Here is a 15,655-nt window from a genome sequence, read left to right as displayed (position 1 = left end):
GAGATTTATTTTAAGTGAGAAAGGTTCTTTTTATTTAAAATTGCTGAACCATAACTGCGATTAGCAATAAAACCCAGAACATCTCTATTTTGTATATTTTGTCCTTTCAATTTTAATTTAATAACTTCTGAATACGCTTCTGCATAATTCTCGTCATCATACGATTTTGCGACAGACGATTCTCTTGAAAATGCCTCTCCTTGTGCCCTATAGGGCAAAATTTTAGCTTTCGCCTCATGGTCTATGCATTGAAGGTATGATTCGTGCTTTTCAGCGGCTATATAAATAGGTTTTAAATTCATGATTTCTGAAGTTTTGGGGTTTAAGGACGTGTTAGTGATTTGAAAATTTGAAGATATGCTAATTTGAAAATACTTCTCTTCCAAACTAGTTGACAACCAATCTCAAAGCTTACCGCTCAAAGCTAATAGCTAAATTACCTCACATCTTTCTTTCTGTTTTTTTCATAATCTTCAAAAATAAACTCTCCGAGTCCTTTTAATGAAGAATAATACGCCCGCCCGTTATTAATCTTAGTGAATTCTTGTACGAATTCCTTTAGATATTGGTCACGAGCAATCATAAAAGTTGTTACTGGAATTTTTAAACGACGACACTGCGCCGCTAAGGTTAACGTTTTATTTAGTATTTTTTTATCCAAACCAAATGAATTTTTATAATAGCGAATCCCTTCTTTTAAACAAGTAGGTTTGCCGTCGGTTATCATAAAAATCTGTTTGTTTTTATTCTTTCTTCTTCTCAATAAATCCATGGCAAGTTCCAAACCTGCTACGGTATTGGTATGATATGGGCCAACTTCTAAATAAGGTAAATCTCTTACTTGAATCTGCCAAGCATCATTCCCAAAAACAATAACATCCAAAGTGTCTTTTGGATATTTTGTCATAATCAACTCTGCCATAGCCATCGCAACTTTTTTGGCAGGAGTAATTCTGTCTTCGCCATACAAAATCATCGAATGTGAAATATCAATCATCAAAACGGTAGAAGTTTGGGCTTTATATTCCTTATCAACGATTTCTAGGTCGTTTTCTGTCAACATAAAGTTTTCTACACCATTATTGATTTGCGCATTTCTGATAGATTCTGTCATCGCGATTTGGTCCATCGCATCTCCAAATTGAAACTCTCGGCGGTCGGTATTGTTTTCGTCTCCAGTGCCTTGATACGGCGTTCTGTGATTTCCGTTTGAGCCTGTTTTCTTTAATTTACCAAAAATCTCATCCAGCGACTGCTTTCTGATACTTTGCTCCCCCTTTGACGTAAGGATTGGTTCTTCTTCACCTTCTTCATTTTTTTCTTCTTTGATATAGCCCTTTGATTTCAAATCGTCAATAAAATCGGCTATTCCATAAGAATTATCAGTAAGGTTATATTGTTTATCTAACGAAGTTAGCCATGTTAAAGCCTCCGAAACATTGCCGGCAGTCATGGTAACCAGTTGATTAAAAATGTCTAAAAGTTGGTCGAATTTGGCTTTTTTGCCGTCTTCGGCTTCCTGAGGAATATATTCTGAAAAACGATAGCCAAGCATATTTATATATAGGATTGATGAAAATGGAGTGCTATTTTTTTTGCACAGTATAAATATAAAACAAAAACTTTAGCGAATGGGTTTAATTATCGTTGATATTAATGATAATAAATAAAAAAAACCATACTTTTAGCCTTGACTAAATGTATGGTTTTAATAAAAAATATTTAGAGACTCAGTAAAATTATAGGGTATTTGGCTTATAAACCTTGATTACACCATCGTTTTCGCTACTTACAACTAACAAACTTTTTTGGGTAGGGCTATTCTTCGCAGGAATAAATAATACGCCTTCTGGAGCATCTCCACATTTCAAAATTTGTAAAAATACAGGACTTGTTGGAATCGTAACATCATAAACCGCTACTGCATCAACACGTTCCATCCCTACAAAGGCAATTTTTTTGTTACCAACAGTTCCCACTGTAATGCCTTCTGGCTCTACAGATTTATCGTCACTTCTGGTATCATCATATAGATTAGGAACAGCAATTACTTTAGTATCAAGTTCGTTTTTGCTATCAAACACCAAGGTTCCGTCATTACCATTCCAAACACTGAAAGAACGAGCGCCTAAAGAATAAAGAAAATCGTAGTCTCCATCGCCATCTGTATCACCTAAAGTAGTTGTTACATTTAATCTACCCGCTTTTTCTGCTTTAATAAGGTCAGCAGCATTTGGGAAAGCAGTAGCATCCAACTTTAAAGCACTTACTCTTTTGATTTCAGAAAAAGCATCATACTCTCTAGCATCACCTTCGTTGGCAGTAAATAAATAAGGAATTCCTGCATGTTGCATAAAAGCGATAGCATCAGGCTGATACATTCCTTTTATATTAGTCCATTTACTAAGTGCTACGGCATTATCTTTATCACTAACGTCAATAGCATTAGCATCCAGACCATAGTCTTTGAAACCTAAAGGAAGGATAGTAGTAATCGTTTTAGTTTCAAGATTCAGTTTTGCAATTGCATTATTTTCTTGAAGCGTCACCCAAGCCGTTTTTGAATCGTCAGCTACTGCGATATATTCAGGCTCGATGTCTTTCGCAAAAGTAGCATTTAAGCCAAATATTCTTAATCCTTTAGCCATTAAAGCAGTTTGCTGACTTGCAAAACCAGAAAAATCTAATGTCGTTACCGAATAATTATCGTTTACCGAAATAATTGAAATAGAACCAACAGGGTCATTTTTATAAGTAGCATCTGGTTCCCCTTCGTTGGCTGTAAGGATAAGGTTACCATCTGGTGAATAAGTAATCATATCTGGCAAAGCACCTACCGTAATTACTTTTACTTCTTTATAGTCAGCAGTATTGAATACCGCTACTTTACCATTTTCTTGCTTATTCAACGACTCAATCGCTGCTGCTAATTTACCGTTTGAAACCGCAACGCTATTTACTGCTCCACCATAAGGTGCCATGCTAATTGAGCTGATGACTTTCATGTTGGTTGGGTCAGCAAAATCAATCACATCAATTTTATTGACTGTGCCATTATTTACTACAAATAAACGTTTTGTCTGAGGGTCATAGGCTGAAATTTCAGCCGCACCAACATCACCAATATCGATGCTTCCTATTTCTGCAAAAGTAGCAGCGTCTTCATTTACAAAAAACTCTGCTTCATCTTTGCTGCAACTTATCAATAGGGTTGTTAGTAAAAGGGAAAGGGATAGGAATGTTCTTTTCATTTCTTTTTTTTCTGCAAAACTATGTAGGACAGCAAAGAGGCTTGTTAATAAATGGTTAACTCTGAGTTAATTTATCTTTTCCTCCTAACCCAAAAACGCATTGTAGCATTACTTATACGAAGGCTTTCTGAGGGATAGTAAAAATAATTATGCGTTTTAGCAATAAATCTAAGTAAGAATCTATCCTTTATTCTTTAAAACTAGTAGAGTATTGGTATATTTGTCGCTCATAAAATTATCAAATAAAAAACCTGCTGTTGTAAAGCAGTCGGAGTGATTATAGGAGAAAAATATTCAACCCAATATCACTCAATCAATTAAATCATTATGAAAGTTTTAAAATTTGGAGGAACTTCTTGTGGTACTACTGAAAGTATCCAAGCAGTATTAGGGATTATTAAAAGCAAGCAAGCTAAAGAGGAAAGAATTGCAGCCGTATTTTCGGCAATGGGAGGGGTAACCAACCAATTGTTGAAAGCGGGAGACTTAGCTTCTACGAATGATACATCTTACTTCGACATTGTAAAGGGAATTGAAGACCGTCATTTCACAGTTGTACGTGCATTAATTGACGTAAAATCTCAGTCGAAAGTATTTGCTAACATTCGTACCATTATTAATGAATTAGAAGACTTACTGAAAGGGGTTTCTTTGATTCGTGAAATCTCTACCCGAACATCCGACTTGATTGTAAGTTTTGGAGAGCGACTTTCAACCACCTTAATTCATGAAATTCTTCATGCTCAAGGTGTTGACTGTCAGTTTTTAGATGCCCGTAAGGTAATAAGAACTGATGCCAATTTTGGCATGGCAACTGTGAATTTTGAAGTTACCAATCGCCTAATTCAGGAACATTTTTCAAAAACAAGGTCTCTTCAGTTAATTACGGGCTTTATTGGTTCAACCGAAAAAGGAGAAACAACGACATTAGGTCGTGGAGGTTCTGATTACACAGGTTCTATTTTCGGAGCGGCATTGAATGCTTCTGAAATTGAAATTTGGACTGATGTAGATGGCATGATGACTGCTGACCCAAGAAAGGTGAAAAATGCCTTTACCATTCCAACCATTACTTATGCGGAGGCAATGGAATTGACACACTTTGGGGCAAAGGTAATTTATCCACCATCATTGCAACCTGCTTTTACAAAAAATATCCCCATCAGGGTTTTAAATACATTTAATACAGACTTTATCGGAACGGTTGTTAACCGTACCGCCGAATCGTCTGAATACATCATCACGGGTATCAGCTCGATTGATAATCTGGCTTTGGTCAACCTACAAGGCTCAGGGATGATTGGTGTTGCGGGGGTTTCTGCTAAGCTATTTACAGTATTAGCAAAACACAAAATTTCGGTTATCCTGATTTCTCAAGCATCTTCTGAACACTCTATCTGTTTTGCCATAGAACCATCTGCATCAGTAGCAGTAAAAGCTTTATTAGAAGATGAATTCAAAACAGAAATTGCTGATGGCGATGTAGAAGGCATTGATATTCAAGAAAACCTTTCCGTAATAGCTGTGGTAGGAGAGGGAATGCGTCGCCATACGGGCGTAAGCGGTAAACTGTTTTCTGTATTAGGAAAGAACGGTATTAATATCGTAGCGACAGCCCAAGGGTCTTCAGAATTAAATATTTCAGTAGTAATTGAGAAGAAAGATATTTCAAAAGCATTGAATGTTATCCATGATTCTTTCTTCTTCTCGCAAGCAAAAACATTGAACCTTTTCTTAGTAGGAACAGGTTTGATAGGAAAAGCACTCTTGGAACAAATACAAGGACAAGAAAATTATCTTTCTAAATACAAAGCCTTGAAGGTTAATTTAGTAGGAGTAATGAATTCTAAGAAAATGCTGATTGATGCACAAGGAATTCCGATGGAAAACTGGGAAGAAGAACGAGATGGAAAAGGGAAACCTGCTGAGATTTGGGCATTTGTAGAAGAAGCAAAAAGATTAAATTTACCTAATTCAATCTTTGCAGATTGTACAGCCAATAAAGAGATTCATAATTATTATTTAGGATTATTCGAAGCCAATATTTCAGTAGTAACGCCTAATAAAGTAGCCAATTCTGGTCGTTATGAAGACTATGCATTATTGCATAGAACAGCCTTGAAAAAAGGAGTGAAGTTCTTGTATGAAACTAACGTAGGGGCAGGTTTACCCGTTATCAATACTTTACAAGGCTTGATTTCGTCAGGAGATAGATTTGAGAAAATAGAAGGCGTATTGTCGGGTACTTTATCTTATATCTTCAATAATTTCAAAGCAGGTGTAAAATTTGCAGACATCGTTCGCGAGGCTAAAGTAAAAGGTTATACAGAACCAGACCCACGAGAAGATTTAAGTGGAATGGACGTAGCCCGTAAGATTTTGATTTTAGGTAGAGAAATAGGTTTACGTCTTGAACCAGAAGATGTTGAAATCTTGAAATTATTACCAGAGAACTGTGAAACGGCACCTACCGTAGAGGATTTCTTCAAACAGCTAGAAGTATCTAATAGCTATTTTGAAGGAATGGTAAACGAAGCGGAAGCAAAAGGAGAAGTATTGAGATTTATCGCTACTTTAGAAAATAATAAGATTACGATTGGTGTAAGAAGTATCGGAAAAACACATCCATTTTATATGATGGATGGTGCTGACAATGTGATTTCATTCACTACAAAACGTTATCATGACCGCCCATTGGTTATCAAAGGACCAGGAGCAGGAGCAGAAGTAACGGCGTCAGGCGTATTTGCAGATATTGTTGCGATTGGGAGTTATTTAGCTTAATTACAGTTAAAATTTTACGATTATGAACCTTATTTTAGAAAATGTTCAGCCCAAACATATTTCGTTAATTCAGGAATTGGCGAAGACTTTGCACTTCCAAGTAAAGGAAGATAGTAGTACTAAGAAAACCAAAAAGCTACTTACTGCTGAACAAAGAGAATTTGTTGAAGACTTAAAAGAGGCATTGGTTCAGGTGGATTTGCATCAGCAGGGGAAGATTGAGTTGCAGACTGCTCGTGATTTTTTAACTGAAATTAGAAATGAAGCCTGATGAAAGTCGTTATTCTACTTTCGTTTAAAAAAGCATTTAAGCCTCTTTTCAAAAAGTACAAATCAATTGATATAGACTTTGAAAAGCTATGAGACTCTTTAGAAGAGAATGCTTTTCAAGGCGTCTCGATTGGGAGAGATTGCTACAAAGTAAGAATGGCAATTCGGCTAAAAGAAAAGGAAAATCGGGTGGAGCAAGAGTAATTACTTGTGTGAAAATTGTAAATGAAACTATTTATCTCTTGACGATTTATGACAAAAGTGAGCAAGAGAATATTAATGAAAAAGAATTAGATCAACTTTTAACACAAGTAGGTCTTTGATTATATGACAAATTCAATAAAAGTTTTTGCCCCTGCTACGGTGGCGAATGTGGCCTGTGGTTTTGATATTTTCGGTTTTGCCGTAGATAATCCGGGCGACGAAATTATATTAAGAAAATCTGATACAAAGGGTGTCAAAATTTTAAAGATTGAAGGTGATGATGGACGTTTGCCTTTAGCGGCTGAAAAAAATACGGCAGGTATTGCTATTATTAAATTCTTAGAAGCGATTGGTGAAGAAGGGCAGGGTTTTGAGATGGAGCTTAAAAAGCTTATGCCTTTAGGTTCTGGCTTAGGTTCTTCTGCGGCTTCGGCAGTGGCAGGTGTTTTTGCTGCGAATGAATTACTTGGTAAACCTTTAGCCCAAAAAGATTTATTGCCCTTCGCCATGGAAGGCGAATTCATCGCCTGTGGGTCTGCTCATGCTGATAATGTTGGTCCGAGTTTGATGGGTGGTTTTGTTGTTATTCGCTCTTATGACCCATTGGATATTATCCAATTGCGTACGCCAAAAGAATTATACGCTACCATTGTTCATCCACACATAGAAGTTAATACGAAAGACGCCCGTAATATTTTAAAACGCGAGATTTCTCTGAAAAATACGATTACACAAATGGGAAATGTAGCAGGTTTAGTAGCAGGTTTTATGTTGCCAGATTATGACTTAATTTCGAGAAGTTTGGTAGATGTTATTATTGAACCAATTCGTTCTATCTTGATTCCTCAGTTTGACGACGTGAAGAATGCAGCTTTAGAAAACGGAGCATTAGGTTGTTCCATTTCTGGTTCAGGACCTTCGATGTTTGCATTGTCGAAGGATTTATTTACGGCAAATAGGGTAGGCAAAGCCATGCAAGACGGGTTTGCTAAAGTAGGCATTGGTTCTGAATGTTATGTGTCGGGCATTAATCAAGCTGGTCCAGTGGTTTTGGGCTAATATTGACTTTATAGATAAAAAGTATTAATTTAGTTTATGAGTGATAAGTTTTGAGGTAATTTCACTCATTCTTATTATTCATAAACTTTTTATGTTTTAAAAACATTAATTAACATCTACAATGAGCGATTTAATAGAAGTTTCAGCACGAATATATAGCGTTGAAGAGTATTTCGAAATCGAAAATCACTCAGAAATCCGTCATGAATATGAAGATGGAATATTAATACCTATGCCTGGAGAAACCTTAGATGCCAATGAAATTGCTGGAAACATTTCAGCAACTCTACGAAAAGAGTTACGAAAAAAGGGTTTTCGTATCTTTACTCATGATGTTCGGACAATTGTTCATGAAAGAAGAATTTACCGTTATCCTGATTTAGTGATTACAGCTTCTGACACTATCAAAGATATTCGACATGTAACAAAACCCGTACTGATTGTTGAAGTACTTTCTGAAATTACAGAGGAGGTAGATAGAAATAAAAAATTCAGACAATATACTGCTTTGCCTTCGCTACAATATTATTTAATGGTGCATCAAAATACTGCTTTGGTAGAATGCTATCAACGAAAAGAAAATTCCCAAACGTTTGAATTTAACTTTTTTGATAAATTGACAGATGCAATTCAATTCCCAACATTAGAAACATCAATTACTTTAGATGATATATATGATGGTATTCAGTTTGTTAGTGAGGAAGAGAATGTCCCTCAAGCATAGATTGAAATCAATTTTAAAGGTAAAATATTTGTTTGAAGAATACAAAAAATGCCCTTATCAATTAAGATAAGGGCATTTTTGTGTTAATATTTTTGATAATAATTATTTCCCTGTCATAAAGGTTACTTCCTTAAATGATTGATTACCCAAATAATCAGTACCTGTTATCTTAACAGTGTATTTAGTATTGGCTTTGAAACCACCAATCGTATTAAGATAGATTTTTGGCGCTTGTCCGTTAATACTATAAGTAATCGATTTTAACCCTGCGAGTACGTCGGTTCCTGCTAGTGTAAAGCCCACTGTTGATGGATAAATATCAAGGCCTTGTTTAGTAGTATTAATACTACCAACTGTCCAGAAGGTGAAAAGCTCTGGGCCTTCAATATCACTTACAAAGACAAATGAAGCAGAATTTCTATTGTTTACATTATCATAGCCATAGTACTCAAATTTATGAACACCTTTTTCAGTCATTTTGATTGGCTTGATATAATCATTTTCAATTAACTTGCCATCAAAATTATACGTGATTTTTTGTAAACCAGACTCAGGGTCATTTGCTTTCAACTGGATAAAATTATTAGGTCCAAGTAACATCGTATCTCTTCTTGTAACAATATCACCAATGACTTCATGTTGAAGATTTGGCCCCGTTAAATCTACATACACTTTGCTGATATTATGCTTAAATTCTTCATAGCCAGCTCCATTTAAACTTGTAGTTTGATTGTTTAAATTATCAACAGAATAATACCTGATATTGTGCATACCAGAGATACTTGGTAAATAGAATGGATTAGTATAATTAACAAATGGCTGATTATCAATTGAATATTTTACTTCCTTAATACCTACTTTGTTATCTATAGCTGTTAATTTCAGTTTTGTTTTTCCAGAGAAATAAACAGTATTGTTAGCAATAAATCTATCTCCTAATATATCTGTAGCCATCAAAGGAGAGCTTTTATCTAGGAAGAATTCGAATTTTCTTTCTTTCTCTTGGTTATTTACATTATCTGTTGAATAGTAATACAGAGTATGTTTTCCTTCAGATAGAACTGAAAAAGGAATACTTTTTCCATCATAAGGCTGGATGGCACCATCATCGAATTTGTAATAAGTACCTTTTAGCCCCGAAATACTATCTTCAGTATTGAAATATAGTCTACTGGTGAATGAAATTACTTTATCATCAGTAACACCATTTACCGTCAAATTTGTAAAAGGAGGCGTATTATCAACTGTAAACGTTTCCTGCTGCATTGTACTAGCATTTCCTACATTATCGGTTGCGTAGTATTTCAACACATAGTTACCTTGTGTCGCTATTTTCTTTTCAGATTTATATGCTTCAAAAGAAGTATTGTTGATGGCATAAAAAACTGTCTCTACACCACTTGTTTTATCGTTAGCTGACAAGCTAAAGTTCACAAAAGGACCATAGAAAATCTTTCCTTCGGCATTAACATATTTCTTAGACCCATTGAATAAAGAAATACCCGTTTCAGGTGCAATTCCATCAGCATAGATTTCTAATCTTACTTCTTGTGGTGGCTCAACAACTGCTCTTGTTTCTGGATCAATGGCATTTTTTGAACGAATATAATTTACCCCTTCGGTATCCAAATAGAAAGGAAATGAATATTTTTGATTAGGAGATTTGTTCAATAACTTTTCGGCATGGTCGGGGGTGGTGGATACCCAGATATAAACGGGTAACTTCTTGTTCCAATACAATTTACCTGAAGTACTATCAGTATAATGTTTAGGCTTGCTAGTCTGAGCAACGGCACCAAAAGCCATTACTATCAAAATAATTGTGTTTAGTATGTGTTTACGCATTTTTTGTTTTATTCAAGGTTACGGTAATAGTAGTGCCTACATTTAATTCACTTTCAACTTTAAGTTTACCTCCACAAATCTTAATAAAGTCATTACAAAGTACTAACCCTAAGCCAGTTCCTTTTTCTTTATTAGTTCCATAGGTTGATTTATTACTTTTAAGATTAAATAATGTTTTTAGTTTATCTTCATTCATTCCAACGCCGCTATCAATCACTACTATTTCTACATGTTCACCGCTATCCTTTGCTTGTACTTTAATAGTTCCTTTTGCTTTTGTGAATTTGATGGCATTTTGAATCAGGTTGCGAAGGACAATCTTGGTCATTTCAATATCTGAACTAGCCTCTAATTCAGCGGGTACTTCATTAATAAGGATTATCTCTTTTACTTCAGCAATGCGTTGAAGCAAATTAATATTTTCCTCAACTATATCATGAATATTTACTGTCTGAATTTTTGGTTTAAGTTCAGCCATTTGTGTTTTTGCCCAGTTCAAAAGATTGTCTAAAATGGTTGAAACCTGTGCATTATCGGTTTTTAACTGATTCAAAATCTCTCTTAAATCTTCAGGAATATCGTCATAATAATCCTCTTCTATAATCACAAAGAAGCTTTGTAAAGAAGCAATCGGTCCACGAAGGTCATGCGCGATGATAGAGAAAATCTTGTTCTTTACATCGTTTGAAATCGTCAATTGCTCTTTTTGTTCAGCTATTTCTTGATTTTGCTGAGAGAGCTGTTCATTTTGCTTTTTAATTTTTACACTATTCAGATATACAATTGTAGCGATAGCAAGCACAAATAAAATAATAATACTGGTAATAATAAAAATGTATTTATTCTCTTTTTCCAGTACAGTATTTTGGGCTTGTGCTACTTCGGCATTCGCTTGTTCGGCTTTCAAACGTTGTTTTTGTAATTCAACTACAATTTCTGCACGGGTAAGGTTTTGATAAAGATTATTGTTTTTTGTCTTTACATTCTGAAGTTGCTCTCCACTTTCTTTGAGCTTAATCTCGTTTTTTTCTAATTCTAGTTCTTTGGTTTTAGCCATAGACTCGGCTAATTGTTTTTTCAAACTTTCGGCTTCTAAATCACTAGCTAATTTGGTTACTTCCTTTTTTTGTAATTGGTCATGAAAGGATTTATAGAGACTGAAATATTTAAGCGATTCATCTACATTACCTGCTTTTTCATAAGTCTCGCTCAGCATGGCATAAGTGCTTGCCATTTGTTTAATATCGTTCAATTCCCTCGCTAAATTCAGTGCTTCGTCAAGGTCATTTAGGGCAAGATTATATTTTTTTATATTATTATAAACAACAGAGCGATTGATTAATGACGAGATAATACTGAAAGGTTCTTTCTGAACTCTTCTAGCAGCCAGTGTTTGGGTAAAATGGTACAACGCTTTGTCATATTCTTCGGCATCTGCATACAGCATACCCAAGTTGTTATGAATCATAGCACTACCATTTTTGTTTTCAATTTTTATATTTAGATTTAAGCTTTTTTCATAGAAAGGAATGGCTCTTTTGTATTGGTTATAATTCCAATAAATGAACCCTATTTCATTCATCATTCTTGATGCTTCTTTGTAATTATTTACATCAATAAAATTTTCGTATTGAGCTTGGAATTGTATAACACGTCCAGAATCTGAACGACTTAAAGGCAATACTTGCGCCTTCGATTGAAAACCAAAAGAAAGAAGTATAATTGAAAGGAGGCAATAATATATTTTTAGTGGATACATACTCGAACAATAGTCATTAATGGGAAGTTAAAATAAACAACGCCCTTTCAATACAGCAAAAAAGAGTAGTAAGTCATTCAATTTTTATTAGTTTAAATGGATTATATTTTAGGTTATTATTATAAAAATAAACGTTGTAAATATTGATTAGACTGTACTTAATCTCTTGAAAATCAAAGTGTAAAACCCTTATAGTGGCTAGTTGGTAAAATATTTGATAACTGCAAAGATAATGTAAATTAATTCAAATAATCACCCTGTTTTTTTGAATTAAAAATAACATGAGTTAACGATGATACTATAATTGTTTATACGTTGAAATAAGTAGCAAATTTTATGCCATAAGTACTAGCGATAGCAATTATAATAAAAATAGAGGAGCGTTTGAAAGGGTACCTATTATTGTTTAAAATGGCTGTTCTAAACAATAATAGGTACTAAAGAAGGGTATTATTTTTCAATGATTTCTAGAATCATCGGACTGTTCGGGGCAATACTTAAGCTATTATTTACTTCAATAGTTTGATTATTAAGAACATCTTTTGCTTGGAATATTGGCTGAATAATTTCTTTGAATTTACTCATGTCTAATGTCTTTGCTTCATTATTTTTATTCAGAATAATCATGATTTTTTGCTTATTATTATACCTGAATTGCACATAAAATCCATTTTCAGGAGCAAAGTGCTTCAATTTTCCTGAATGTATCACGGGTGTATTTTTACGCCATTTTAATAAAGTACTGACAAAGTTTTTCGCATTTGTTTCAGTAGTACTCATATTCGTGTTGGTGAATACATTTTTTTTGTCACCATCCCAACCACCAGGCATATCACTTCTGATTTCTCCGTGTTCATCACTTTTTGGATTGGTCATTAAGATTTCTGTGCCATAATAAATCTGAGGGATTCCTCTAGTAGTCAGCAGAAATACCATTCCATTTTTGAATTTATTATAATCTTCGTGAAGTTGGGTGAAGAAACGACTCATGTCATGATTATCAGGGAAAATGACTAAATCATTCGGGTTAGCGTATACAAAATCGTTAGCAACGGTTTGATAGAGCCTCACCAAACCTTGATTCCAAACTTTTTCGTCAGTATTCAAGGCTTCAATCAAAGCCGCATTTGTCGGAAAATCCATCAAACTTCTGAGATACGATACATATCCATTTTTGTTGACTTTACCTTTTTGCCATGCTGACACAATACTTGGGTTCAATGACCATTCTTCACCCACAATATTAAAATTTGGATATTCTTCGCCCATTCTTTTGCTCCAAATACTCATAAAATTCTTGTCTGGATAAGGCCAAGTATCCATTCTGATACCGCCCAAGTCGGCATATTCTACCCACCAAATTGAGTTTTGGATTAAGTAATTTGCCATATAAGAATTTCTTTGATTCAAATCAGGCATGGTTGAGTCAAACCAACCGTCGCTGTGCGAGGTGATGTCGTATTGAGCGGCATAAGGGTCATGAAGACTTTCACGTCGGTGACTAGAATAGATGACCTTTGGTGAGTCTTGAAAATTTACCCAATCTTTCGCAGGAAAATCTTTCATCCACCAATGCTCAGACCCACAATGATTCAGCACCATATCCATTACTAACTTAATGCCATGTTTTTTAGCTTCTTTTGATAGACGAACATAATCCTCATTTGTTCCGAATCGGGCATCTATTTTACTGAAATTAGTAATGGCATAGCCATGATACGAAGTTTTAGGTTGATTATTCTCTACCAACGGATTTATCCAAAGGGCTGTCATTCCTAAGTTTTGAATATAGTCTAAATGCTGAATGATTCCCTCAATATCACCACCATGCCTGCCTGTTAAATTTTTGCGATTTAGACTATCTTTGAATGAGGGCATATTATCGTTCAGCGGATTTCCATTAGCAAACCTATCAGGCGTAATCATGTACATCACATCACTACTATTAAACCCTATTCTTTCAGCAGACTTACTCTGTCTCTTCAACAATTGATAGTTATACGTAAATGATTCTTTTTTACTGTTTTTAAAAATGATTTTCACGTTGCCTGCTACTGTTTCAGGGGCAATCAAAAGGTCAATAAATAGATAATTTGGGTTTTCTACTTTATTAACTTTTTTGATAGTTACCCCTTTATAGTTGATGTGAGGCGTAAATTCAGCTATGTTTTTTCCATGAACTAATAATTGCAAAGCAGGATTTTTCATGCCTACCCACCAGTTCAAGGGTTCGATATGTTGAATTTTTTCTTGAGCAAAAACTCCGTTTTGCATCAAGCATAAACAGATAAATAGTTGAAATGTCTTTTTCATAGTATTTGTATGATTTAATAGCTAAAAAAAATCTGCATGAGCAAAGCTATGCAGATTTAAGTATTAAATTTATTATGAATTATTTTACTTTAGTTGCCTTATAAGTAGGATTTGAAGCATCTTTCAGATTAAGCTCAAAATCATACGTACCAGTCACTGCAATGAAGTTCTCTCCACCCAATTTTAAAGCACCACTAGTGCCAATTAATTGAGCTGCCGCCGCTGTGGTACCATAATTTGTACCCCAATCATCATTTAATCTGAATTTGAATTGGTCAGCTTTCAATACTACGCCTTTCAATATCCAAGTTTCAGTGCTCAAATCATACGTGAATTTCTGGTCTGGTTTATCACCCCAGCCAGTAGCCGTAGCAGCACCCACAATTCCCCAAGGAGCATATTTCGTAATAGTATAGGTTAATTTTTTGAAATCAACGGTAATAAGGTAAGTACCTTTTTTTACTGCGATATTATCACCACCTTCTTTCAATACACCACCTGCACCACCGTAATTTGTTCCCCAGTCACTGTCTTTACGGATTTTAATTTCTCCGTCAATTAGATTCACAACGCCCGTCCATAGGTCAACGGTTGGGTCATAACTTAAAGGTAAATCTGGTGTTGCCCCCCAATCATTAGCCGCACTTCCTGCAATACCCCAAGAATATTTCTCGATTTTATAAGTAAGTGCTGTTGGGTTCAACGTTATTTTATAAGTACCTGCTTTTACGGCAATATTGTCGCCACCTGCACTCAAAACACCCGCACTTCCACCTAAGTTAACAGTCCAATCATTATTCTGACGGAACTTAATTTCTCCATCAATCAAAGTAACATACGCCACTAATACATTAGCAACATCCGTTTTATAGAAAGGCAAATCTGGTGTTGCTCCCCAATTGTTAGCAGCACTACCTACCACGCCCCAAGTCGTACTCAAGTCAAGCTTGGCAGAATAAGGAGTAGCTTTCAAGCTGCCCGTAGTAGAGCTCAATACTGTAGATGCTCCTAAAGACGACTGTACTTTAATGTCAATATCACTAGCTGCTCCTGGCAAAAAGCCAAAGCCCAATAATATGGCATTTAATTCAGAAGCTTTGAACACTTTTTTCAAATCAGACCCTGTTACCACAGAAACCGCCTTTGTAAAGTCACCACCTTTTTTATCAATTAATATGGTATAAGATGGAGCCGCTTTAAAACCATAGTTGGGATTAGCCCATGAAACAGTTAATACTTCGGTATCTGCTTTATCTTTATCCAAGACAAGATTGCTTGATGATAAAGTGACAACGGGAATAGCATTGGCATCTAATACCGCTATCTCTTCGTCTTTTTTACATCCCCAAGCCAGTACAAAAACAAGGCTCATTAGGAATAATTTTTGTATCGTTTTCATCGTTTGATGTTATTTGTCTAAATGTTGTGCTGTAGGCTATAAGACAT

12 protein-coding genes are annotated in these 15,655 nt (G+C 35.1%); 5 read left to right on the top strand and 7 right to left on the bottom strand.

Features of this window, described 5'->3' with window-relative positions; all coding sequences use genetic code 11:
- Positions 1 to 5: 5 nt before the first annotated feature.
- From AC1RNE_RS04960 to AC1RNE_RS04950, 3 genes are all read right to left on the bottom strand, one after another.
- Complete coding sequence (locus AC1RNE_RS04960; RefSeq protein ID WP_492799924.1) at positions 6 to 302, bottom strand: hypothetical protein; 297 nt, start codon at positions 300 to 302, stop codon at positions 6 to 8.
- 134 nt (positions 303 to 436) lie between these two features.
- The gene (locus AC1RNE_RS04955; RefSeq protein WP_323248223.1) at positions 437 to 1,555 is read right to left on the bottom strand and encodes a vWA domain-containing protein; all 1,119 of its coding nucleotides are present in this window, start codon (positions 1,553 to 1,555) and stop codon (positions 437 to 439) included.
- Between the two features lie 184 nt (positions 1,556 to 1,739).
- Positions 1,740 to 3,251, bottom strand: coding sequence for a choice-of-anchor I family protein (locus tag AC1RNE_RS04950; protein WP_492799923.1), 1,512 nt, complete (start codon positions 3,249 to 3,251; stop codon positions 1,740 to 1,742).
- A gap of 327 nt (positions 3,252 to 3,578) precedes the next feature.
- Here AC1RNE_RS04950 and thrA point away from each other — a divergent pair, with 327 nt between their 5' ends.
- The 5 genes from thrA to AC1RNE_RS04925 all read left to right on the top strand — a co-directional run bounded on the left by thrA (position 3,579) and on the right by AC1RNE_RS04925 (position 8,292).
- Entirely contained in the window at positions 3,579 to 6,035 is a 2,457-nt protein-coding gene (thrA, locus tag AC1RNE_RS04945; RefSeq protein ID WP_492799922.1) for a bifunctional aspartate kinase/homoserine dehydrogenase I, read from the top strand.
- A 22-nt stretch (positions 6,036 to 6,057) separates the two neighbouring features.
- Positions 6,058 to 6,306, top strand: coding sequence for a hypothetical protein (locus AC1RNE_RS04940; RefSeq protein WP_492799921.1), 249 nt, complete (start codon positions 6,058 to 6,060; stop codon positions 6,304 to 6,306).
- An 88-nt stretch (positions 6,307 to 6,394) separates the two neighbouring features.
- A complete protein-coding gene (locus tag AC1RNE_RS04935; RefSeq protein WP_492799920.1) occupies positions 6,395 to 6,628 on the top strand; it encodes a type II toxin-antitoxin system RelE/ParE family toxin in 234 nt (77 codons plus the stop codon).
- A gap of 4 nt (positions 6,629 to 6,632) precedes the next feature.
- Positions 6,633 to 7,568 carry a homoserine kinase gene (locus AC1RNE_RS04930; protein WP_492799919.1) on the top strand — a complete coding sequence of 312 codons (936 nt, stop codon included), beginning with the start codon at positions 6,633 to 6,635 and terminating at the stop codon, positions 7,566 to 7,568.
- Positions 7,569 to 7,689: 121 nt separating this feature from the next.
- Positions 7,690 to 8,292: a Uma2 family endonuclease gene (locus tag AC1RNE_RS04925; protein ID WP_492799918.1), complete on the top strand. Its 603-nt coding sequence runs from the start codon at positions 7,690 to 7,692 to the stop codon at positions 8,290 to 8,292.
- A 102-nt stretch (positions 8,293 to 8,394) separates the two neighbouring features.
- Here the strand turns inward: AC1RNE_RS04925 and AC1RNE_RS04920 are convergent, their stop codons facing one another.
- The 4 genes from AC1RNE_RS04920 to AC1RNE_RS04905 all read right to left on the bottom strand — a co-directional run bounded on the left by AC1RNE_RS04920 (position 8,395) and on the right by AC1RNE_RS04905 (position 15,608).
- A complete protein-coding gene (locus AC1RNE_RS04920) occupies positions 8,395 to 10,137 on the bottom strand; it encodes an OmpL47-type beta-barrel domain-containing protein (RefSeq protein WP_492799917.1) in 1,743 nt (580 codons plus the stop codon).
- Positions 10,130 to 11,896 carry a tetratricopeptide repeat-containing sensor histidine kinase gene (locus AC1RNE_RS04915; protein WP_492799916.1) on the bottom strand — a complete coding sequence of 589 codons (1,767 nt, stop codon included), beginning with the start codon at positions 11,894 to 11,896 and terminating at the stop codon, positions 10,130 to 10,132. Before AC1RNE_RS04915 ends, AC1RNE_RS04920 begins: the two co-directional genes overlap by 8 nt.
- Before the next feature lie 450 nt (positions 11,897 to 12,346).
- A complete protein-coding gene (locus AC1RNE_RS04910; protein ID WP_492799915.1) occupies positions 12,347 to 14,209 on the bottom strand; it encodes a glycoside hydrolase family 13 protein in 1,863 nt (620 codons plus the stop codon).
- Positions 14,210 to 14,288: 79 nt separating this feature from the next.
- Complete coding sequence (locus AC1RNE_RS04905) at positions 14,289 to 15,608, bottom strand: SusE domain-containing protein (RefSeq protein ID WP_492799914.1); 1,320 nt, start codon at positions 15,606 to 15,608, stop codon at positions 14,289 to 14,291.
- Positions 15,609 to 15,655: the final 47 nt, after the last annotated feature.

This window comes from Arcicella sp. GW822-FHT02H01, assembly GCF_058802005.1.
This window is presented reverse-complemented; position numbering and strand designations above follow the sequence as displayed.

Excerpts from the sequence above, each read along its gene's own strand:
- AC1RNE_RS04915 (WP_492799916.1), bottom strand. The coding sequence starts at position 11,896 with ATGTATCCACTAAAAATATATTATTGCCTCCTTTCAATTATACTTCTT.
- AC1RNE_RS04925 (WP_492799918.1), top strand. The coding sequence starts at position 7,690 with ATGAGCGATTTAATAGAAGTTTCAGCACGAATATATAGCGTTGAAGAG.
- AC1RNE_RS04920 (WP_492799917.1), bottom strand. The coding sequence starts at position 10,137 with ATGCGTAAACACATACTAAACACAATTATTTTGATAGTAATGGCTTTT.
- AC1RNE_RS04955 (WP_323248223.1), bottom strand. The coding sequence starts at position 1,555 with ATGCTTGGCTATCGTTTTTCAGAATATATTCCTCAGGAAGCCGAAGAC.
- thrA (WP_492799922.1), top strand. The coding sequence starts at position 3,579 with ATGAAAGTTTTAAAATTTGGAGGAACTTCTTGTGGTACTACTGAAAGT.
- AC1RNE_RS04960 (WP_492799924.1), bottom strand. The coding sequence starts at position 302 with ATGAATTTAAAACCTATTTATATAGCCGCTGAAAAGCACGAATCATAC.
- AC1RNE_RS04950 (WP_492799923.1), bottom strand. The coding sequence starts at position 3,251 with ATGAAAAGAACATTCCTATCCCTTTCCCTTTTACTAACAACCCTATTG.
- AC1RNE_RS04905 (WP_492799914.1), bottom strand. The coding sequence starts at position 15,608 with ATGAAAACGATACAAAAATTATTCCTAATGAGCCTTGTTTTTGTACTG.
- AC1RNE_RS04910 (WP_492799915.1), bottom strand. The coding sequence starts at position 14,209 with ATGAAAAAGACATTTCAACTATTTATCTGTTTATGCTTGATGCAAAAC.
- AC1RNE_RS04930 (WP_492799919.1), top strand. The coding sequence starts at position 6,633 with ATGACAAATTCAATAAAAGTTTTTGCCCCTGCTACGGTGGCGAATGTG.
- AC1RNE_RS04940 (WP_492799921.1), top strand. The coding sequence starts at position 6,058 with ATGAACCTTATTTTAGAAAATGTTCAGCCCAAACATATTTCGTTAATT.
- AC1RNE_RS04935 (WP_492799920.1), top strand. The coding sequence starts at position 6,395 with ATGAGACTCTTTAGAAGAGAATGCTTTTCAAGGCGTCTCGATTGGGAG.